Raw genomic sequence first — 20,354 nt, forward strand, 5'->3', positions numbered from 1 at the left:
GCGTCGCCCGGTTTTTTTGTGGCCCTCATTTAACGTTAATGCGTCAAGCGCGTATTCATCGACTCCAGGGCCTTCATCGTCTTGCAGGATTGTTTACATGACCATCGCTGACCGCTGGCTGTTGCCCGACGGCATGGATGAGGTGCTACCGCCTCAGGCAAGCCGCATGGAAGAGCTGCGCCGCGCGCTGCTTGATCTTTATCATTGCTGGGGCTATGACCAGGTCATGCCACCACCGGTGGAGTTTCTAGACTCCTTGTTGACCGGTACCGGTACCGACCTTGATCTGCAAACCTTTAAGCTAACAGACCAATTAACCGGCCGTATGATGGGCGCCTCGGCAGATGTTACGCCGCAGGTGGCGCGTATGGATGCCCACTCGCTCAAACGCCAAGGGCCCGTTCGGCTGTGCTACTGCACGAACGTACTGCGCGCTAAAGCTGATCAGCATCAGGGTGGACGCAGCCCTGTTCAGGTCGGCGTCGAACTGTTTGGCCATGCTGGGTTAGAGGCCGATAGTGAAATCATTCATTTGGCGCTCGCCAGTTTAAAAGCCGCAGGCGCAGGTGAAATACATCTGGCTCTTGGGCACATCGGCATTTACCGTAGTTTGGTAGACGCTGCCGCGCTTAATAATGAGCAGGAGAGCACGCTGTTTGAAGCGCTGGCACTCAAGTCGCCGGGACAATTGGCGGAGCAAGTTAACGCAAGCGTCAGCGACCCGGTACTGGCCGATATGTTTATGGCGCTAGGCGAGTTGCACGGCGACGCCAGTATACTTGAGCAAGCACGCGAGCGCTTTGCAGGTGCTCCGGCCTCTGTAACCGCCGCGCTTGATCAGTTAAGTGCGCTGTATCAGGGCGTGTTGGCTCGCTTTGACGTGTCGCTCTATTTTGATCTTGCCGAGTTGCGTGGGTATCAATACCACACAGGCATGATGTTTGCCGCTTATGTGCCAGGTTACGGCCATGCGCTTGCAAAGGGTGGCCGCTATGATGATACGGGGCGCGCCTTTGGGCGTGCACGTCCGGCTACTGGCTTTTCGATGGATTTAAAGCAGCTGGCATCATTGGCCTTGGCATCGCCAGGCAACGGCGCCATTTGGGCACCTGCCCAAGAGGAAGAGTCTCTCAACGCTGCCATAGTTGCACTGCGAGAGCAGGGAGAACGCGTTATTCAAGCGCTGCCTGGGCAGCGTACTGGGCCGGCGGAGCACAAGTGTGACCGCCGTCTTGAGTTTATCGATGGCTGTTGGCAGACAACGGCCCTGACACAAGAGACGAGTGCATAATGGGTAAGAATGTCGTAGTCCTGGGCACCCAATGGGGTGATGAAGGCAAAGGCAAGATTGTTGACCTGCTCACCGAGTCAGCGGCGGCGGTAGTGCGTTTCCAGGGTGGCCATAATGCGGGCCACACGCTGGTAATCGACGGTGAAAAAACGGTGCTTCATCTCATTCCGTCGGGTGTCCTGCGTCCGGGTAAAACCTGCGTAATCGGCAACGGGGTGGTGCTTTCGCCTGAAGCGCTGATCAAAGAGATCCGCGAGCTTGAAGATAAAGGTGTACCGGTGCGTAAGCGCCTGCGCCTTTCACCCGCCTGCCCGCTGATTTTGCCTTACCACGTGCGCCTTGATCAGGCCCGCGAAAAAGCCCGTGGCGTTGCCAAGATTGGCACAACGGGTCGAGGCATTGGTCCGGCTTACGAAGATAAAGTGGCACGCCGTGGCTTGCGCTTGGGCGATATGCTTCATCGGGAGCGGTTTGCCTCCAAACTGGGCGAAGTGCTGGATTACCACAACTTCGTATTGGTTAACTACCACGGTGAACCCGCCGTCGACTTCCAGGAAGTGCTGGACAGCGCCATGCAAATGGCCGATGAGCTTCGTCCGATGGTATGCGATACCGTGAGCATGGTTCACGACCTGCGCAAGGCGGGTGAGAATATTCTGTTTGAGGGCGCCCAAGGCTCGCTACTGGATATCGACCATGGTACGTACCCGTTTGTTACCAGCTCCAACACCACGGCTGGCGGCACGGCCACGGGTTCTGGTGTCGGCCCGCTTTACCTGGATTATGTGCTGGGTATTACCAAAGCATATACCACGCGCGTGGGTTCAGGGCCGTTCCCCACTGAGCTGTTCGACGACCATGGCCGTCACCTGGCTGAGCGTGGCCACGAATTTGGCGCCACCACGGGTCGTCCACGCCGTTGCGGTTGGTTTGATGCTGTGGCCCTGCGTCATGCGGTGCAAATTAACTCCATATCCGGCATCTGCCTGACCAAGCTTGACGTGCTCGATGGTCTGGAAAATATTCGGGTGTGCGTGGGCTATCGCAGTAAAGATGGTGACGTGCTGGACAACCCGGTTGATTCTGAAGGCTACGAAGCCATAGAGCCGCTTTATCAGGATTTACCAGGCTGGAAAGAGTCGACGCTGGGTGCTAAAAACGTCGACGACTTACCGGCCAATGCCCGCGCTTACATCAGTTTCCTGGAAGAGCAAGTGGGCACCAGTATCGATATTATTTCAACGGGTCCAGACCGTGTTGAAACCATCGTACTGCGCAATCCGTTTGACGGCGAATAATCCGCTGTCGTCGAATAACACTCGCTGAGAATATCGTCAGGTGTATGAGAAGGGGTGCCTTGGCGCCCCTTTTTGGTAAATATTGATTAAAAATCAATGCCGCGACGTGCCTGTAGGCCATTATTAAAGGCGTGGCGAACTTCCTGCATTTCGGTGACGGTATCCGCCATGGCTATCAGTTCTCGGTGCGCATTACGCCCCGTAATAATTACTGTCTGCTCGCTGGGGCGATTTTCAAGCGCCGCTTTAACGGTGGCGATATCCAGGTAGCCAAACTTGAGCATGTAGGTAATTTCATCCAGCACGACCAGGTAAGTGTTTGGGTCAGCCAGCATGCGCTCAGCCTCTTTCCAAACGGCCAGGCAGGCTTGAGTGTCGGCCTCACGGTTTTGGGTGTCCCAGGTAAAGCCCGTCGCCATAATTGCTATGTCAAGATTAGGGTCATCTTCCAAACGGTTGCGTTCGCCACACTCCCATAAGCCTTTAATAAACTGAATAACACCCACGTGATAGCCATAGCCCAACGCACGGGTGACGGTGCCCCAGGCGGCCGTGGTCTTGCCTTTACCATTGCCGGTATTCACCAGCAGCAGTCCGCGTTGTTCTGTGGCGCTGGCTACTTTTTCATCCACGCGGGCTTTGAGTTTTTCCATCGACGCTTTATGGCGTGTATCGCGGTCTTTCACCGTCGCTTTCCTCTTAAAAGGCTGCCTGAAGGTCTCTAGCCTACGCCATATAGAGCTTGCAATGCCGTGATGATGGCTTAAATGTGAATAAAATTTATACAGTTGTTAAGCTTTTCCGTAGGAATCGAGGTTTTTGTGGCTAATCAATAACAGAATTGGCCGATAGGGAGCTTACTGCTCTAAAATAACCCTTCATAACTTGCCAGGAAAAATGCCATGCCCTCTTTTGATATTGTGTCGGAATTTGATCAGCACGAAGCGTCTAACGCCGTTGACCAAGCGAATCGTGAAGTGCAGTCGCGTTTTGATTTTAAAGGCGTTGACGCAAGCTTCGCCCTTGAAGGCGAAAAAGTGCAGTTAGAGGCCCAGGTCGATTTTCAACTTAAGCAGATGCTGGATGTACTGCGCGGTCGGTTAATTGCCAGAGGCATTGATGCGCGCTGCATGGATGTTCAAGACCCCGAGCTTTCCGGGGTGAAGGCGCGTCAGGAAGTCGTTTTGAAGCAGGGGCTTGATGCGGCAGAAGCCAAGGATGTGGTAAAGCGTATCAAGGCGAGTAAGCTTAAAGTCCAAGCGCAAATTCAGGGTGAAAAAGTTCGCGTGACCGGGAAAAAACGTGACGACTTACAAGGCGTCATGGCGCTTTTACGGGGTGAAGAGGGGCCTGAACTACCTCTGCAGTTTGATAATTTCCGCGATTAAGCCTTATCACGTGTAGGGCGGTGTCTATGCGCTGCCCCATTTTTTGCCACTCTTTTTGTCTACTCGCAACCATCGTTTATTACAGGAGCTAACGCACTATGTCTGATCCGCAGCCGGTTTATTTAAGCGACTATCAGCCGCCCGCCTACCAGGTCACCCATACCGAGCTGACGTTTGATCTTGACCCTGCTGCCACCCGTGTAAAAGCACGATTGTTGATTGAACGTAACGAAAACGTAGACGCCCAAACACCCCTGGTACTGAATGGCGAGCAGTTGTCGCTGATCTCGTTGGCCATTGATGGCACACCGCTAGCGGAAGCGGATTACCAGTTGGATGAGGGCAGTCTGCGTATTATGCAGGTGCCGGCAGCGTTCAGCCTTGAAAGTGAGGTAGAAATTGCGCCTGGTGCTAACACTGCTCTGGAGGGACTTTACCAGTCGAGTGGTATGTACTGTACCCAGTGTGAAGCGGAAGGTTTTCGGCGCATTACGTTCTACCCAGACCGCCCGGATGTGATGGCCACCTTTACCGTCACGGTCATTGGTGATCAAAACAACGAACCCGTTTTGCTGGCCAACGGCAACCCCGTGGACAGCGGTATATTGGAAAACGGTCGCCATTTCGTGAAATGGGAAGATCCGCATCCTAAACCGTGCTACCTGTTTGCGTTGGTAGCGGGTGATTTACACAAGGTTGAAGACCACTTTTCTACCATGAGCGGCCGTGATGTCACGCTGCAAATTTGGGTAGAAGAGGAAAATCTCGATAAGACCGAACACGCCATGGCTTCTCTCAAGCGTTCCATGGCGTGGGATGAACAGACCTATGGCCGCGAATATGACCTTGATCTGTTTATGATCGTGGCCGTTAACGATTTCAATATGGGAGCGATGGAAAACAAGGGGCTGAATATTTTCAACTCTGCCGCTGTACTGACGCATCCCAATACCGCCACCGATGCCACGTTTCAAAACGTGGAAGGCATTGTGGCCCACGAATATTTTCATAACTGGTCCGGCAATCGAGTGACCTGTCGTGACTGGTTCCAGCTATCGCTGAAAGAAGGCTTTACCGTTTTTAGGGACCAGTGTTTTTCCGCTGATACCAACTCGGCGCCGGTTAAGCGTATTCAAGATGTGTCTTTTTTCCGTACGGCGCAGTTTGCAGAAGATGCAGGCCCCACTGCGCATCCTGTGCGCCCCGACCACTACATTGAAATCACCAATTTCTACACCCTGACTATTTATGAAAAGGGTGCAGAAGTAGTGCGTATGCTGTGTAACCTGGTGGGGTGGGAAAATTTCCGCCAAGGGGCCGATGCCTACTTTGAGCGCTTTGATGGTCAGGCGGTCACCATTGAAGACTTTGTTGGCTGTATGGAAGAGGCGTCGGGCCAAACGCTTGATCAATTTATGCGCTGGTACGCGCAGGCAGGTACGCCAGAGATTGATGTCCACGGTGAATACGACTATGTACATAGTGAATACAGGCTAACGCTTCGGCAGCGCACGCCTGCCACGCCCGGCCAAACCGAGAAGCAGCCACTGCATATCCCTGTGCGGATGGGGCTGGTGGGAACCAAATCTGGTCAGGACTTAACGCTGACCATGGCCGGGGAAGTGCTGGGCAAGGATGCGGTGATCCATTTACGCGATAACGAGCAGACCTTTGTCTTTACCGATGTGGCCGAGGCGCCAGTACCGTCACTGCTGCGTGACTTCTCGGCGCCAGTGAAGCTACATTTCCCCTATTCACGTGAAGAACTGGCATTTTTGCTTACTCATGATAGTGATGGTTTTAACCGCTGGGATGCCGGTCAGCGCTTGGCCATGTTGGCGTTGGACGATCTGATCGCGGCGCATCGTAATGGCGTTGAAAAAGTCATGGACGGCCGCGTTACGGAAGCCTTTAGAGCGCTGCTGACAAGCTCGACGTCTGACAAGGCGGTGCTTGCCGAGATGCTAACCCTACCTTCTGAGGCCTACATTGCCGAGCAGCAGCCTATTGTCGATGTCGATGCGATTCACGCGGCGCGTGAGTTTGTGCGCCAATCATTGGCGTTAGCACTTCGCGATGAATTTGTGGCCACGTTTGAAACCAATCGCTCGGAGGAGGCTTACGCGCCAACGCCTGAGCAAATCGCCCAGCGTAGCCTCAAAAACATAGCGCTTAGCTATTTGATGTCGATTGAGGATGAGCAGGCGATTGCATTTTGCCAGGCCCAGTTTGCCGCTGACCACAATATGACCGATGTTCGCCATGCGCTAACGCTGCTTGTGCATAGCGAACGTGATGACGTGTCGTCACCCGCTTTAAAAGCGTTTGGTGAAAAATGGGCGCATGATTCGCTGGTTATGGACCAGTGGTTTACGATTCAAGTGACGCGGCCGCAGTCTGATGTGCTGGAACGTGTCGAGTTCTTGATGCAGCATCCGGCATTTTCAATCAAGAACCCAAACAAAGTACGTGCGCTAGTGGGTGCTTTTACGCAAAATCGGGTTAATTTCCATCGCCTGGATGGTAAGGGCTACGCGCTGCTTGCCGATGTGGTGATTGAGCTTAATCGGCTAAACCCGGAAATTGCCGCGCGATTGGTTACCCCGCTAACACGCTGGCAGCGTTTTGACGAAGCGCGCCAGGCCTTAATGCATGCGCAGTTGGAACGTATCAAAAAAGAGCCACTATCTTCGAACGTATATGAAGTAGTTGAAAAAGCGCTGGCGTAAGCACTCCCAGCGTTCCAACCATGAAAGGGAAGCCATTGGTGAACGACTCACAACCGCATTTTTTACTGATTATAAATGGTAAATCAGCCGGGAATCCGGCACTGCGTGAAGCCGTTGAAGAGCAGCGTGAGGCAGGGATGCCGATTACCGTGCGCTCAACATGGGAGGGCGGTGACGCCGCTCTCTTTGCCGAGCAGGCCTGTGATATGGGCATCACCCATGTCATCGCCTGCGGCGGCGATGGCACTGTTAACGAAGTGGTTAACGGGCTAATGCGTGTCGCTCATGATAAGCGTCCCGCTTTGGGCGTTGTGCCGCTGGGCAGTGCCAACGACTTTGCCACCTCCACGGGGTTACCGTTGGAGCCAAGCCCTGCGCTGGCAGAGGCAATGACACTAAGCGCATACCCCGTTGATGTCGTACGAGTAACGGCTGAGGCTAATAATAAAACCGTCGTTCAGTACTACGTCAACATGACCACGGGCGGGTTTGGGGCGGAAATAACCTCTTCAACACCGAAGACGCTGAAACGCTTGTTAGGTGGAGGTGCGTACTCCTTAATGGGAGCGCTTAAAGCCTGGCGGCATAGCAGCTATCGTGGAACGCTTCACTGGGGCGATAAAGAGCAGGATGTCTCGCTGCTGTTATTGGCGTTAGGCAATGGCCGACAGTCAGGCGGCGGACAGGTGCTCGCCCCACGTGCCAAGCTTGATGATGGCCGCTTGGATGTTCTTCTGGTGAAGGATTTTAGCTCCGTAACGGAACTGCCGACGCTGATTAGCGAGCTTCAGAGCTTTCCCTCTGATGGGCAGTATGTACGCTATTTCACAGCGACTGAGCTGACGGTCACAACTCAGAAAGATGATCCCGCTTGGCCCTTAACGCTGGACGGCGAAATGTGTCAGTATGATCGTTTTTGCGTTGAAGTGGTGCCGTTGGCGCTGCACGTTTTATTGCCTGAGGGCTGTCCGTTACTGTCAGCAAATGACCGGCACTGATCGTAGGCTGTCTTAAAAAGCGTTATTTAAGAAGGGGAATCTAATGGTAAACCGTTTATGGATACCGGTTATTGCCACCTTGGCACTATTGCTAAGCGCATGTGGCGACTCTCAAGAAGAGACTGATGTGACACCGGATGAGCCTTCGTCGGTTTCTGATGATGACGTTGTACAAGAGGAAGAGGCGTCGGCCGCCGCTGAAAATGCCGCGGATATGCCAAGCCCTGCGGAGATAGAGGATGACGTTGAGGCGCGCCAAGCCGCTGAAGAGCTAGAGCAGGCCGAGGCGCTGCGTGATGATATGCAAGATGATGCAGCCAACGCTGACGAGTCCGAGGCCCAAGAGGTAACAGCAGGCGAAGACACTCTGGCGGCGGACCCTGATGAGATACTGCAAGAGGGTGGTGCATTACCAGGAGAGGCAACGCGCTCCGACGTCGATCAAATGATTGAAGAGACTGAACAGCGTTTTCAGGAAGCCCAACGGCGCCTAAATGAGCAGTTTGAAGAAGCAGAGCAACAAGCCGAAGAGTACGATGCTATTGAGCAAGAAGCATTGTCCAATGAGTGGGAAACACAGAGCAGCCTACCCGAAAGCCCTCGCTTGGAAGATAACCGGGAAGCTACCGATGTTGATGCATTGATTGAGGATACCGAACGCCGCTTTGAGGAAGCCCAAAAGCGCCTTGAAGAGCAGTTTCAGGAAATCGAGCGTGAACATAATGGCAGTAGTAGCCGTGGGGTTATTCTGAATGAAGACGCAGACAGCGATAATGCTAACGCTACTCATCAATAAGGCGTGTTGAGCAGGCAATAAAAAGGCCCGCCTTGGCGGGCCTCGCTACATTCGGGCATGATTAAGCAAGGCGAATGTTAGAAGCCTGAAGACCCTTTTTACCCTGCGTTACCTCAAAGCTGACTTTTTGACCATCTTGCAGGGTCTTGAAGCCTTCCGCTTGAATTTCGGAGAAGTGCGCAAACAGGTCGTCACTGCCATCATCCGGTGAGATGAAGCCGTAACCTTTCGTATCGTTGAACCACTTGACGGTGCCAGTTGCCATTAGTCGTTTCCTTAACGTGCTTATAATGATCAAGCGAACCTGCATAGGATTCGCCCGCCAAAATCAATGTAGATGCAAAAAAATGGGTCGTCCAGTAACGATCTAATGTTTCTTAACTCTTCTTGAGCCGCGTATATGTCGTCAATACAGCTTGTGGATTCTCAGTTTGTGGCCTTTTTGGTCGCTATTACACTGTTGTCGATTACGCCTGGCGTGGATACCTTGCTGGTTATCCGTAACACTGCCCGAGGCGGGACACGGGACGGCATTGCCACCAGCTTAGCGATCTGCTGCGGTCTGTTTGTACACGCGACCATCTCGGCATTAGGCATTTCACTGATTCTGCTCCAGTCGGCCTGGGCATTTCATCTATTAAAGTTGGTCGGGGCGGGGTATCTGGTATGGCTAGGGGCCACCAGTTTGTTAGCCGCAAGGCGTGGCCAGCCATTACCGGTCAAAGGGGTAATCGGTGCCGCTTCTCCTGTTCCGCTTTGGCAGCCCATTAAGGAAGGTTTACTGTCCAATGTATTGAATCCAAAAACGATTATTTTTTATATGGCTTTTTTGCCTCAGTTTATTGCGCCGGGTGATCCGGCGTTGGTCAAGTCCCTGTGGCTAGCAGGTGTCCACTTTATCATTGCCAATATCTGGCAAATCAGCGTGGTGTTCATGGTGGGAGGTGCCAGCAAGTGGCTCGCCAGCGTGCGCTTTGCGCAGGTGTTAAATGCCGCGACAGGCGCGGTGCTGGTCGCGTTTGGGCTCCGTTTGGCGATGGAACAGCGCCCAGTATAACTGGGCGCTTGGTGAGTAAACTGACCAGGCAGTAAGCGCGATTACCTTTGTACGCTTATTGACGAGCCAGCAAAGCGCGGTCGTAACGTACCTGTTGTTCACTATCACTCAACAGTGAAACACCTTCGCTGTTACCACCGTTGGCCAGGCTTTCAAAAATTACCCGATAGCTAAGCACCGCCTGCACATAATCGCGTGTTTCTTTAAAGGGAATGCTTTCCACAAACAGATCAAATGACTCCATACCGCTTCCCAGCCACTGATCAACACGCCCAGGGCCAGCATTATAGGCCGCAGCGGCGGCAAGTCGGTTACCCTGATAGCGGTTCAGCTTGTCGCGCAGATAAGTGCTGCCTAGGCGAATATTAAGCTCAGGGTCAAGAATGCCGTAAGGCCCTGGGTCACTAATACCCAGTTGGCGGCTTACCAGGCTTGCCGTGCCGGGCATTAACTGCATCAAACCGCGGGCGCCTGCTGGAGAGAGCGCTACCGGATTATAGGCACTTTCACGACGGGTAATCGCCATTAGCATATACGGGTCTACACCGGTTTGGTGGCCCCAGTGCATAAAGCTCTCCCGGTAAGCTTCGGGGAAACGCCAATCAAGCGCATCCCACATGCTGCCAGCAATCGTGGTCTGTACCAGGCGTGCATGCCACTGTTGATGGGCCGCATAATCGGCCAGGGCGCGCGCCTGCTGGGGCGTGCCGTTTTGCACCGCATACAGCCATTCGCTATTGGCAAGGCCGTCTTCGCCAATGCGTAGCAGCGCTTCGGTACGCTGGACCACGGGGAGGCGTGCAGTGCGTTCGCGTGAAGTCTCATCAAAATGATTGCGCTCAAGATTGAGCTGGTAAGGCTGGCCAAGTTGTTCAGCGGCCGCAAACCCATAAAAGCTGCGGTCGGTCGCCGCCTGACGGTAGCGAGCGGTGGCTGCCTCCTGGCTGCCCAGCTGTTCATTGGCACGCCCCAGCCAGTACTGCCAGCGGCTGTTTTCTTGTTGGCTGGTGGGCATTTCCGCAATCCAGTGAATTACCTCCTGCCACTGCCGGTCTGCCAATGCACGGCGTACGCGTAGCTCAAGCACGCGCTCGCTATCCAGCGAGGGAAGAGCGTCATCTACCCAGCCTAAGGCGCCGGGTACATTGCGTACCAGTGCATAGAAAGCCAACTCTTCTTCAATGGCTTGCTGATCACTGGGTAGAAGGTTCAAGTTGGGCGCGATGGTTTGCCAGCTACTCAATGCGGCCGGGGTATCTTCACGGGTGAACCGCTGCATCGCGGCTTTGTAGAAACTGGCGGTTGCCGCACATTCAGGGCCAAGGCAGGCGGGCGCTGAGGTGACCGCGCGGGTATTGGTATTCACTTGGTCGGCGGTTTCAATCGCGGTGTGCCACTGGCCACTGAGCAGCCCGTCTAAATAGGCTGAGAGACGATCTTCACCGGCTTGCCAAGCGAGCATTCTTCGCTCCCAGATAGCCGTTGCATCAATCGTGCCGTTAGCCCGCAGGCGGTCAAACAGGGGGTCACACGCATCGGGCTGAGAGCTTCCTTCAAGCCAAAGTGCAAGGCCTGCCTCTGCGGCCTGCTGGGGCTGTGAATCCAGTATGGCCGTATAGTAATAACACTGGCGAGCGGTGCCTGCAGGTTCGCCATCGGCAACGGCCAGCAAATCGCTATAACGCCCCGCGTGGCCATACTGGGCAATGGCCTGACCGCGTAGCCACTCAGAAAGCGGAGAGTCGTTATGCTGGTCAATAAAGCGTTGTACTTGGGCCGTCGAGACGTTGGGTAGTTGATTGCGTAATCGGTGGTAGTCGACATAGCCGCTCAGCACATGACCTTCAATAGCGCGCTCGTCGATGTGGTTCCACTGTTGTTGACGAGCGGCTTCTAACGCATCGCGCATCGCGGTATCAGAAGCGGCCCATGAGGCAGTGGGTAAGCCCACCAGGATTGCCGCGCATAAAGTGCGAAAAGGGGATCTGAATGGCGATGCCTGCATAATTTTCTCTCTTTCTCGCTAACGGATTGGCAACCGCTAATAGTGAACGAAATGGGCAAATAGTGTTCAGACAATCGTGACACTTGGAGGATTCAATTACGATGGTTCGATTATCCACGTTGTGGCTATTTCGTCGACTTAAATCCCGCCTCTGGGCTGTAAAACGTATCGGACGCGCACTGAAACTGTTTGTGCCCATGACGTCTGATGTCCTGAGCGGTCGCTTTCGACCTGTGCCTTGGGCTGCCTTTGGCATGATGGCGCTGGCGCTTGCCTATCTGGCAATGCCGTTCGATTTAATTCCGGACTTTCTCGTTTTCATAGGTCTGATTGACGATGTCATTATCGTTGGCTGGCTTCTCAACCGTATTGACCAGCGCTTGGCAGATTACCGCGCCTGGAAGTACGGCGATATTGATATCGCTACTTCTCAACACTCACCTTCTTGAAATCGCTCTGCTTATCCCCATATCCAACTCACACATTTTTTCGTTCCTGTCTCATTGGGAGGCAGGAACTCTAAACAAACGTGATTGATGAGGGCTAGGCGAATGTCAACAGCGACCCACGAAGAAACGTTAGGCTTTCAAACAGAAGTTAAGCAGCTTCTCAACCTGATGATTCACTCCCTGTATTCCAACCGGGAGATTTTCCTGCGTGAGCTTATCTCTAACGCCGCGGATGCCTGTGACAAACTGCGCTACGCGGCGCTAGATAACGATGCGCTGTACGAAGGCGACAGCGAGCTTCGGGTAGAAATTGAGCACGATAAAGAAGCCAATACCATTACGTTGCGCGACAACGGTATTGGTATGAACCGCGAAGACGTTATCGCTAATCTGGGCACCATCGCCCGCTCAGGCACCGCTGAGTTTTTAAAGCAGATGTCAGGCGAGCAGCAAAAAGATGCCAAGTTGATCGGCCAGTTCGGTGTAGGTTTCTACTCAGGCTTTATTGTGGCTGATGAAGTGGCAGTGCGTACCCGCAAAGCCGGGACGGTCGCCTCTGAAGGCGTTGAGTGGCGCTCTAAAGGCGAAGGTGAGTTTACCGTCGCTGATATTGAGCGCGAGCTTCACGGCACCGAAATTACGCTTTATCTGAAAGAAGACGCTAAAGAGTTTGCTGACGATTACCGCCTTCAAAACCTGGTGCGCAAGTACTCTGATCATATTGAAGTGCCCGTACGCATGCCCAAGACCGAAACGGCCAAGGATGATGAAGGCAACGACATCGAAGGCAGCGAAGTCACCACGTGGGAAACCGTTAACGAAGCCACTGCACTCTGGGCGCGCCCCAAGAGCGATATTTCTGATGACGAGTACAAGGCGTTTTATAAGCACGTTGCCCATGACTTTAGCGACCCGCTTGCCTGGAGCCACAACAAGGTAGAGGGCAAGCTTGAGTACACTAGTTTGCTCTACGTGCCGGGCCGGGCGCCTTTTGATATGTATGAGCGCGATGGCGCTCGCGGCGTTAAGCTTTATGTGCAGCGCGTATTTATCATGGATGACGCTGAACAGTTCCTGCCGCTCTACCTGCGCTTTATCAAAGGCGTATTGGATACGCGCGATTTGTCGCTCAACGTTTCCCGCGAACTTTTGCAGCAGGACCCGCAGGTCGACAAGATCAAAGGGGCGCTGACCAAGCGTGCGCTGGATATGCTTAAAAAGCTTTCCAAGGACAGCGAAGAGTACCAAACCTTCTGGAACACCTTCGGCAGCGTGCTGAAGGAAGGCCCAGGCGAAGATTTTGCTAACCGCGAAAAAGTTGCCGGTCTTTTACGCTTTGCGTCCACGCACAGCGACACCGCTACCCAGGATCAATCGCTTGCCGACTACGTCGAGCGCATGAAAGAAGGCCAGCAGAAGATCTACTACGTGGTAGCAGATAGCTTCAATGCGGCGAAAAACAGCCCGCACCTGGAGATATTCCGCAAGAAAGGTATCGAAGTTCTGCTGCTGTCTGACCGTATTGATGAGTGGCTGATGAGCCATCTGACCGAGTTTGACGGTAAATCCTTTGCGGATGTTGCCAAAGGCGAGCTGGACCTTGGTGATGTCGAAGACGAAGCCGAGAAAAAGGCTCAGGAAGAGACCGCCAAGGCAAAAGAAGACTTGCTGAAGCGTGTTAAAGAAGCGCTTAGCGATGGCGTTCAGGACGTCAAGGTTACCCATCGTTTGACCGACTCTCCGGCTTGCGTCGTGCTGCCTGAGCATGAAATGGGCTTTCAAATGCGCCGCATTATGGAAGCCGCCGGGCAAAAAATGCCGGAGGTTAAGCCCATTTTAGAACTCAACCCGGAGCACCCGCTGGTAACACGCCTGGAAGGAGCAGAAGGCGAGATCTTCACACAGCTGGCGCATATCCTGCTTGACCAGGCTATTATCGCCGAAGGTGGTCATCTGGACGACCCAGCCGCTTATGTGAAGCGTCTAAACAGCGTACTGACCGCTTAATCGTCGTTGTTACCTCTCACGGCCCGTTTGGATTCCCAAGCGGGCCGTTTGTTTTGATAAAGTAGCTGTTACTTTTCGCGTGATTTTTTCAGGACATCCTTATGGCTGAGCAGCAAATCAAGGTCGCGGTGCTGGGAGGTGGCAGTTTCGGTACGGCGCTTGCCAGCATCGCGGCGGATAACGGTGCCCATGTGCGTCAATGGATGCGAGACGAAGCGCTGGTCGCACAAATTAATCAAGAGCACCGTAACGGTTGCTACTTGCCGCACTATGCAATGAATCCTGCCGTTCAAGCTTCAACGGACCTGCACACGGTGCTGGACGATGCCGAGCTTGTGCTTATCGCCATTCCCTCAAAGGCGTTTCGAAGCGTGGTTCAGGCCGCGAAACCTTGGCTAAAGGCCAGCCAAATTCTGGTCAGTACCACCAAAGGTATTGAACCGGATAGCTTTCTGCTGATGAGTCAGGTGTTAGCGGATGAAACCGGCTTTTCCCATATTGGCGTCATCGCAGGCCCCAACCTGGCCTCAGAAATAGCCGATAAGCAGCTAACGGCGACGGTGATTGCCAGTGCCGATGCGCTAACGCGCACCCGTGTGCAGCAAGCATTGGGCTGTCGCTACTTTCGTGTTTATGCCAGCAATGATCGCCACGGGGTGGAATTGGGCGGTGCACTTAAGAATATTTATGCCATTGCGGCGGGCATGGCCGCTGCGTTGGGTATGGGGGAAAATACCCGCAGTATGCTAATGACTCGGGCGCTGGCTGAAATGAGCCGCTTTGCCGTGGCCCAGGGGGCCAACCCCATGACATTCCTTGGCCTTGCCGGGGTGGGCGACTTGATTGTGACCTGCTCGTCGAACCTGTCGCGTAATTATCGCGTGGGGTATGCCATGGGCGAGGGGCGCAGCCTTGAAGAGGCTGTTTCCGCGCTTGGCCAAGTGGCTGAAGGCGTCAATACGGTTAAGCTGGTGTGTGCCAAGGCGCAGGAAATGGGCGTATATATGCCGCTTGCCGAAGGCCTCTCCCATGTTCTCTTCGGCGGTGTGCCTGCCCAGGAGATGGCGCGTACGCTGATGATGGGCGAGCAGAGCAGTGATGTAGAGTTTATTCTGCCTCGTGAGGCGGTTCAGCAGGCCCATTTGGATAATCGAGGCTGGCATGAGTAGCTTATTAATTATGCGCCACGGAGAAGCAGCGCCCGGCTTTCCGGATAGCAAACGGCTGCTCACCCCGCAGGGGGAGCGCGAAGCCGCCATGATGGCGCAATGGCTGGCTGCACGCTTGGCAAAAGGGGAGTTTTTCGCACCGGTTCTCTATGCAAGCCCCTACGCCCGTGCGCAACAAACGGCACGTATTGTCGCTGAGGCATTAGGCTGTTCGCTAAGCACGCTGGACTTTATAACCCCAGAGGATGACCCGGCCAAGGTAAGCGATTGGTTGTTAACACAGCCAGACAGCGCGCCGATAATGCTGGTCAGCCATATGCCGCTGGTGGGTAATCTGACGGAACTGCTGGTGGAGGGCAGGCCGGGCCAGGGGCTGGGGTTCGACACCGCGGGCATTGCGGAGTTAGAGGCAGATGTATGGGCAGCAGGCTGCGCTCAGTTAGCGCGTTATATGTCGCCAGGTCAGTTGGCTTGAAAGAACCGTTTTAAGGTAATAAAAACGGCGGCCTCTGGGCCGCCGTTCGCGTTGCTGTACGAGCCAAACGTTGATACTTACAGCAGCGCGTCGAGCTTCTCTTTTAACACGCCGTTAACCTGCTGGGGGTTAGCCGTGCCGCGCGAGGCTTTCATTACCTGACCCACAAAGTAGCCAATCATCTTGCCGCGTTTTTCAGGTTCTGCGTCGCGATACTGCGCGACCTGAGCCGGGCTTTCAGAAATCACCTGGTCGATCATGGCTTCAATCGCGCCGGTATCAGTAACCTGTTTAAGCCCTTTGGCTTCGATGATGGCGTCGGCACTTTCGCCTTGGCCATTCCAGAGCGCCTGGAAGACCTGCTTGGCAGCTTTACCATTGATCGTATCGTCAATCACTCGGCTAAGTAACTCGCCCAGTTGGCGCGCCGATATCGGGCTGCTGTTGATGGCGAGGTTCTCACGGTTAAGCGCCCCGGAAAGCTCGCCCTGTACCCAGTTTGCGGCCTGCTTGGCATCACCGCAACCTTGGTGAACCTCCTCAAAGAACTCGGCCATTTCACGGCTGGCAGACAGCACCGCGGCGTCATAAGCAGAAAGGCCTAGCTCACTCTTGAAGCGTTCACGCTTGTCGGCGGGCAGTTCAGGCAGCTGGCTGCGTAAGTGGTCCAGGTAAGCGTTATCAAGTACGACAGGCAGTAGGTCGGGGCAGGGGAAGTAGCGGTAGTCGTTGGCTTCCTCTTTGGTCCGCATGCTGCGGGTTTCATCGCGCTCAGGATCAAACAGGCGTGTCTCTTGAACAACGGTGCCACCGTCTTCGATGAGCTCAATCTGGCGCTCTACTTCAAACGCAATCGCCCGCTCGACAAAGCGGAACGAGTTAACGTTTTTGATCTCTGCCCGGGTGCCAAAGGCTTCCTGGCCTTTCGGGCGCACAGACACGTTCACATCGCAGCGCATTGAGCCTTCGGCCATATTGCCGTCGGAAATGCCCAGGTACGTAACGATGGAGTGAATCGCCTTAAGATACGCGGCGGCTTCTTTGGCGCTGCGCATATCCGGCTCGGAAACGATCTCTAGCAGCGGGGTGCCTGCACGGTTTAAATCGATGCCGGTCATGCCTAAAAAGTCTTCGTGTAGCGACTTTCCAGCGTCTTCTTCCAGGTGCGCATGGTGAATGCGAATACGCTTGGTAGTATCGTCATCCAGGGTAATTTCCACGTCCCCAGGACCCACTATGGGCTGATACATCTGGCTGGTTTGATAGCCTTTGGGTAGGTCCGCGTAGAAGTAGTTTTTGCGATCAAATACCGATACTTCAGCAATATCCGCATGGACCGCTAGACCAAACTGAACGGCCATGGCCACGGCCTGCTCGTTGAGCACAGGCAGCGTTCCTGGAAGGCCCAAATCAACTGCGCACGCCTGAGTGTTTGGCTCGGCGCCAAACGCGGTAGAAGCACCAGAGAAAATTTTGGAGCGAGTAGCGAGCTGAACATGGACTTCCAGCCCAATTACGGTTTCCCATTGCATTAGGCGTGCTCCTCGGCAATAGCAGGAAGTTGAAGGTGCCAGTCGGTCGCTTGCTGATACTGGTGCGCCACATTTAAAAGCTGCGCTTCAGCAAAGTGCGTACCCAGAATCTGTAAGCCTACTGGGCGGCCGCCGGCAAAGCCTGCGGGTACGCTGATGCCGGGGATGCCCGCCAGGTTTACGGCAATCGTATAAATGTCCTGCAGATACATCGAGACCGGATCCTTTTTGGCACCCAGGTCAAAGGCCGGAGTCGGCGAGGCCGGCCCCATCAAGACGTCAACATCTTCAAACGCGTCTAAAAAGTCCTGGCGAATCAAGCGGCGAACTTTCTGCGCTTTGGTGTAGTAGGCGTCAAAAAAGCCTTCAGAAAGAGTATGCGTACCAATCAGAATGCGTCGTTTGACCTCTTCACCGAAGCCTTCGGCACGGCTGCGCATGTAAAGATCGACTAAATCGACCGGCTCATTGCAGCGGTGTCCAAAGCGCACGCCGTCATAGCGCGACAGGTTGGAGGAAGCTTCCGCAGGGGCGATGACGTAGTAGGCCGGAATCGCATAGTGAGTATGCGGAAGGCTCACTTCGCGTACCGTCGCACCCAGCGACTCATACACGCTTACCGCGTCACGCACGGCTTTTTCGACCTCGGGGTCTAGTCCGTCACCAAAATACTCTTTCGGTAGGCCGATTTTTAGGCCTGAAAGCGGTGCATTGAGGGTTTCGGTATAGTCAGGCACACCGCGGGCGACGCTGGTGGAGTCGCGTACGTCGTGACCCGCAATCACGTTCATCAAATGCGCGCAGTCGGAAGCCGAGCGGGCCATGGGGCCTGCCTGGTCCAGGCTGGATGCGTAGGCAATGATGCCGTAGCGCGAAACGCGCCCGTAAGTGGGCTTCAACCCCGTAATGCCGCAAAAAGCCGCCGGCTGGCGAATAGAGCCGCCGGTATCGGTACCCATGGCCGCAGGCACAAGGCCGGCAGCGACTGCAGCAGCGCTTCCGCCGGAACTGCCGCCGGGAACAGCGGTTGAATCCCAGGGGTTTTTAACCGCACCGTAGTAGCTATTCTCATTGGAGGAGCCCATGGCGAACTCATCCATATTGGTTTTACCCAGGCTGATGGTGCCGGCCGCATTAAGCTTCTCTACGACGGTGGCATCATACGGCGCGATGAAGTTATCCAGCATTTTGGAGCCACAGCTGGTTTTTACATCGCGTGTACAAAAAATATCTTTTAACGCCAAAGGAATGCCGGTAAGCAGCCCGGCATTACCCGCTGCGCGTGCTTTATCGGCCGCTTCGGCCTGATTAAGCGCCTGTTCAGCGGTCACGGTAATAAAGCTGTTGATCTTGCTATCAGCTTTTTCAATTTTTTGTAAATAGTGCGAGGTTAACTCGCGGCTGGAAAACTCACCACTTTTTAAGGCGGCAGCGAGTTGCGTTAACGTTTTATCAAGCATGACCCGAAAGCTCCGTTCGAGAACGTATGAAAAGTGTGGAAACCGTCGTTAAAACTGTCTTTAAAACCGTCATTAAAACAGCCTTAAAAACACGGCTTTAAAACAGCCTTAAAAACACGGCTTTCTTACTCAACGACGCGGGGGACCAGATATAGGCCGTTTTCCACTGCCGGAGCACAACGCTGAAAGGTGTCGCGCTGGTTGGTTTCGGTTACTTCGTCCGCACGCAGGCGCTGGGTGGCATCCAATGGGTGTGAAAGCGGAGAAACTCCCTCTGTATCAATGCTTTGTAATTGGTCGACCATGTCCAAAATGCGGCTTAGATCGTCTACAAAGCCAATAGCCTGGTCATCGCTGACGGCGAGTCGGGCCAGGTGCGCAGCCCGGCGCACATGAGATTCTTCAAGCGCCATGATCGAAAATTCCTCGCTAAAACGTGAGATGGAACATATTCCGCGTTATACGGTATACAATCAGTCATCGAAAAAAACGTCTTGTGTAGCAGACGTGGAAAATAGCCGCAAAAGGTAGCACATTTTGACCTCCGCGGGCAGTGTTCAGCGCGACTCGTGCTTGCTGCCAAGGGGTTGCGGTGATACCGTTTGCATCCGCACAGGGTTCCCGGTCTGCACTAGGTAACAACATCCATGTTCAAACGTTTGAGGGGGCTGTTTTCCAGCGATCTGTCGATCGATCTGGGTACGGCCAACACACTGATTTATGTTCGCGGTCGTGGCATCGTGCTCGATGAACCGTCCGTTGTCGCCATTCGCCAGTCTGGCAGTATGCGTAGCGTGGCATCGGTAGGTGCCGACGCAAAGCGCATGCTGGGACGTACGCCTGGCAATATTACCGCCATCCGGCCCATGAAAGACGGCGTCATCGCCGACTTTACGGTCACCGAGCAGATGCTTCAGCACTTTATTCGTAAAGTGCACCAAAGCACCTTTCTGACGCCTAGCCCGCGCGTACTGGTATGCGTACCGTGCATGTCAACGCAGGTTGAACGGCGAGCGATCCGTGAATCGGCTGAAGGGGCTGGCGCCCGTGAAGTGTTCCTGATCGAAGAGCCAATGGCTGCTGCGATTGGCGCTGGGCTGCCAGTTGAGGAAGCGCAAGGTTCGATGGTGGTAGATATTGGTGGTGGTACCACCGAAATTGCCATTATTTCGCTTAATGGCGTGGTCTACTCAGAATCGATCCGCGTAGGCGGTGATCGTTTTGATGAGGCGATCACCGCGTACGTGCGCCGCCACTATGGCAGCTTGATTGGTGAAGCCACGGCTGAGCGAATCAAGGAAGAGATTGGTTGCGCCTACCCCGGTGGTGAGCTGCGTGAAATCGACGTCCGTGGGCGTAATTTAGCGGAAGGTATACCGCGCAGCTTCACGTTGAACTCGCACGAGATTCTGGAAGCGCTGCAGGAAACGCTTGGCTCGATTGTCGCCGCTATTAAAAGCGCACTTGAGCAGTCGCCCCCAGAGCTTGCTTCTGATATTGCGGAGCGCGGTTTGGTGTTAACAGGCGGTGGCGCGTTGCTGCGCGACCTCGATAAGCTGATTGCTGAAGAGACGGGATTGCCGGTCATCGTGGCCGAAGACCCACTTACCTGTGTGGCAAGAGGCGGCGGTAAAGCGCTTGAAATGATCGATCAGCACACTTTTGAGCTGCTCTCAAGCGACTGATTTTTAGCGGTTTAT

General features: G+C 54.3%; 18 protein-coding genes. 12 read left to right on the forward strand and 6 right to left on the reverse strand.

Features of this window, described 5'->3' with window-relative positions; all coding sequences use genetic code 11:
• Positions 1-97: 97 nt before the first annotated feature.
• Both FKN99_RS01735 and FKN99_RS01740 read left to right on the forward strand, forming a co-directional pair.
• Entirely contained in the window at positions 98-1,291 is a 1,194-nt protein-coding gene (locus tag FKN99_RS01735; RefSeq protein ID WP_172116284.1) for an ATP phosphoribosyltransferase regulatory subunit, read from the forward strand.
• Complete coding sequence (locus FKN99_RS01740) at positions 1,291-2,589, forward strand: adenylosuccinate synthase (protein WP_172116285.1); 1,299 nt, start codon at positions 1,291-1,293, stop codon at positions 2,587-2,589. Before FKN99_RS01735 ends, FKN99_RS01740 begins: the two co-directional genes overlap by 1 nt.
• 86 nt (positions 2,590-2,675) lie before the next feature.
• Here FKN99_RS01740 and cobO read toward each other — a convergent pair whose 3' ends face one another.
• Positions 2,676-3,275, reverse strand: coding sequence for a cob(I)yrinic acid a,c-diamide adenosyltransferase (cobO, locus tag FKN99_RS01745; RefSeq protein WP_172116286.1), 600 nt, complete (start codon positions 3,273-3,275; stop codon positions 2,676-2,678).
• 216 nt (positions 3,276-3,491) lie between these two features.
• On the opposite strand from cobO, the gene FKN99_RS01750 reads away from it, so the two are divergent.
• From FKN99_RS01750 to FKN99_RS01765, 4 genes are all read left to right on the forward strand, one after another.
• Positions 3,492-3,977 carry a YajQ family cyclic di-GMP-binding protein gene (locus tag FKN99_RS01750; RefSeq protein WP_172116287.1) on the forward strand — a complete coding sequence of 162 codons (486 nt, stop codon included), beginning with the start codon at positions 3,492-3,494 and terminating at the stop codon, positions 3,975-3,977.
• A gap of 98 nt (positions 3,978-4,075) precedes the next feature.
• Positions 4,076-6,706 carry an aminopeptidase N gene (pepN, locus tag FKN99_RS01755; RefSeq protein WP_172116288.1) on the forward strand — a complete coding sequence of 877 codons (2,631 nt, stop codon included), beginning with the start codon at positions 4,076-4,078 and terminating at the stop codon, positions 6,704-6,706.
• Between the two features lie 38 nt (positions 6,707-6,744).
• Positions 6,745-7,704, forward strand: coding sequence for a lipid kinase YegS (gene yegS, locus FKN99_RS01760; protein ID WP_172116289.1), 960 nt, complete (start codon positions 6,745-6,747; stop codon positions 7,702-7,704).
• A 43-nt stretch (positions 7,705-7,747) separates the two neighbouring features.
• The gene (locus FKN99_RS01765; RefSeq protein WP_216657926.1) at positions 7,748-8,500 is read left to right on the forward strand and encodes a hypothetical protein; all 753 of its coding nucleotides are present in this window, start codon (positions 7,748-7,750) and stop codon (positions 8,498-8,500) included.
• A gap of 61 nt (positions 8,501-8,561) precedes the next feature.
• Here the strand turns inward: FKN99_RS01765 and FKN99_RS01770 are convergent, their stop codons facing one another.
• Complete coding sequence (locus FKN99_RS01770; protein WP_018915713.1) at positions 8,562-8,765, reverse strand: cold-shock protein; 204 nt, start codon at positions 8,763-8,765, stop codon at positions 8,562-8,564.
• 135 nt (positions 8,766-8,900) lie between these two features.
• Here FKN99_RS01770 and FKN99_RS01775 point away from each other — a divergent pair, with 135 nt between their 5' ends.
• Positions 8,901-9,557 carry a LysE family translocator gene (locus FKN99_RS01775; protein ID WP_172116290.1) on the forward strand — a complete coding sequence of 219 codons (657 nt, stop codon included), beginning with the start codon at positions 8,901-8,903 and terminating at the stop codon, positions 9,555-9,557.
• 55 nt (positions 9,558-9,612) lie between these two features.
• Here the strand turns inward: FKN99_RS01775 and FKN99_RS01780 are convergent, their stop codons facing one another.
• Positions 9,613-11,562 (reverse strand): transglycosylase SLT domain-containing protein, encoded by a 1,950-nt coding sequence (locus FKN99_RS01780; protein WP_172116291.1) that lies wholly within the window; start codon positions 11,560-11,562, stop codon positions 9,613-9,615.
• 101 nt (positions 11,563-11,663) lie between these two features.
• On the opposite strand from FKN99_RS01780, the gene FKN99_RS01785 reads away from it, so the two are divergent.
• The 4 genes from FKN99_RS01785 to sixA all read left to right on the forward strand — a co-directional run bounded on the left by FKN99_RS01785 (position 11,664) and on the right by sixA (position 15,662).
• Positions 11,664-12,011 (forward strand): YkvA family protein, encoded by a 348-nt coding sequence (locus tag FKN99_RS01785; RefSeq protein WP_172116292.1) that lies wholly within the window; start codon positions 11,664-11,666, stop codon positions 12,009-12,011.
• 102 nt (positions 12,012-12,113) lie between these two features.
• On the forward strand, positions 12,114-14,018 hold the full coding sequence (htpG, locus tag FKN99_RS01790) for a molecular chaperone HtpG (RefSeq protein ID WP_172116293.1): 1,905 nt from the start codon (positions 12,114-12,116) through the stop codon (positions 14,016-14,018).
• 101 nt (positions 14,019-14,119) lie between these two features.
• Positions 14,120-15,187, forward strand: coding sequence for an NAD(P)H-dependent glycerol-3-phosphate dehydrogenase (locus FKN99_RS01795; protein ID WP_172116294.1), 1,068 nt, complete (start codon positions 14,120-14,122; stop codon positions 15,185-15,187).
• Complete coding sequence (gene sixA / locus FKN99_RS01800) at positions 15,180-15,662, forward strand: phosphohistidine phosphatase SixA (protein ID WP_172116295.1); 483 nt, start codon at positions 15,180-15,182, stop codon at positions 15,660-15,662. The genes FKN99_RS01795 and sixA overlap by 8 nt, the downstream gene beginning before the upstream one ends.
• Before the next feature lie 77 nt (positions 15,663-15,739).
• Here sixA and gatB read toward each other — a convergent pair whose 3' ends face one another.
• From gatB to gatC, 3 genes are all read right to left on the reverse strand, one after another.
• Positions 15,740-17,194, reverse strand: coding sequence for an Asp-tRNA(Asn)/Glu-tRNA(Gln) amidotransferase subunit GatB (gatB, locus tag FKN99_RS01805; RefSeq protein WP_172116296.1), 1,455 nt, complete (start codon positions 17,192-17,194; stop codon positions 15,740-15,742).
• Positions 17,194-18,654, reverse strand: a complete 1,461-nt coding sequence (gene gatA / locus FKN99_RS01810; RefSeq protein ID WP_172116297.1) for an Asp-tRNA(Asn)/Glu-tRNA(Gln) amidotransferase subunit GatA — start codon at positions 18,652-18,654, stop codon at positions 17,194-17,196. The genes gatB and gatA overlap by 1 nt, the downstream gene beginning before the upstream one ends.
• 125 nt (positions 18,655-18,779) lie before the next feature.
• Entirely contained in the window at positions 18,780-19,067 is a 288-nt protein-coding gene (gatC, locus tag FKN99_RS01815) for an Asp-tRNA(Asn)/Glu-tRNA(Gln) amidotransferase subunit GatC (protein WP_087109458.1), read from the reverse strand.
• A 234-nt stretch (positions 19,068-19,301) separates the two neighbouring features.
• On the opposite strand from gatC, the gene FKN99_RS01820 reads away from it, so the two are divergent.
• Positions 19,302-20,339 carry a rod shape-determining protein gene (locus FKN99_RS01820; protein ID WP_172116298.1) on the forward strand — a complete coding sequence of 346 codons (1,038 nt, stop codon included), beginning with the start codon at positions 19,302-19,304 and terminating at the stop codon, positions 20,337-20,339.
• Positions 20,340-20,354: the final 15 nt, after the last annotated feature.

This window comes from Halomonas hibernica (assembly GCF_013183775.1).
GTDB classification, from domain to species: domain Bacteria; phylum Pseudomonadota; class Gammaproteobacteria; order Pseudomonadales; family Halomonadaceae; genus Vreelandella; species Vreelandella citrativorans.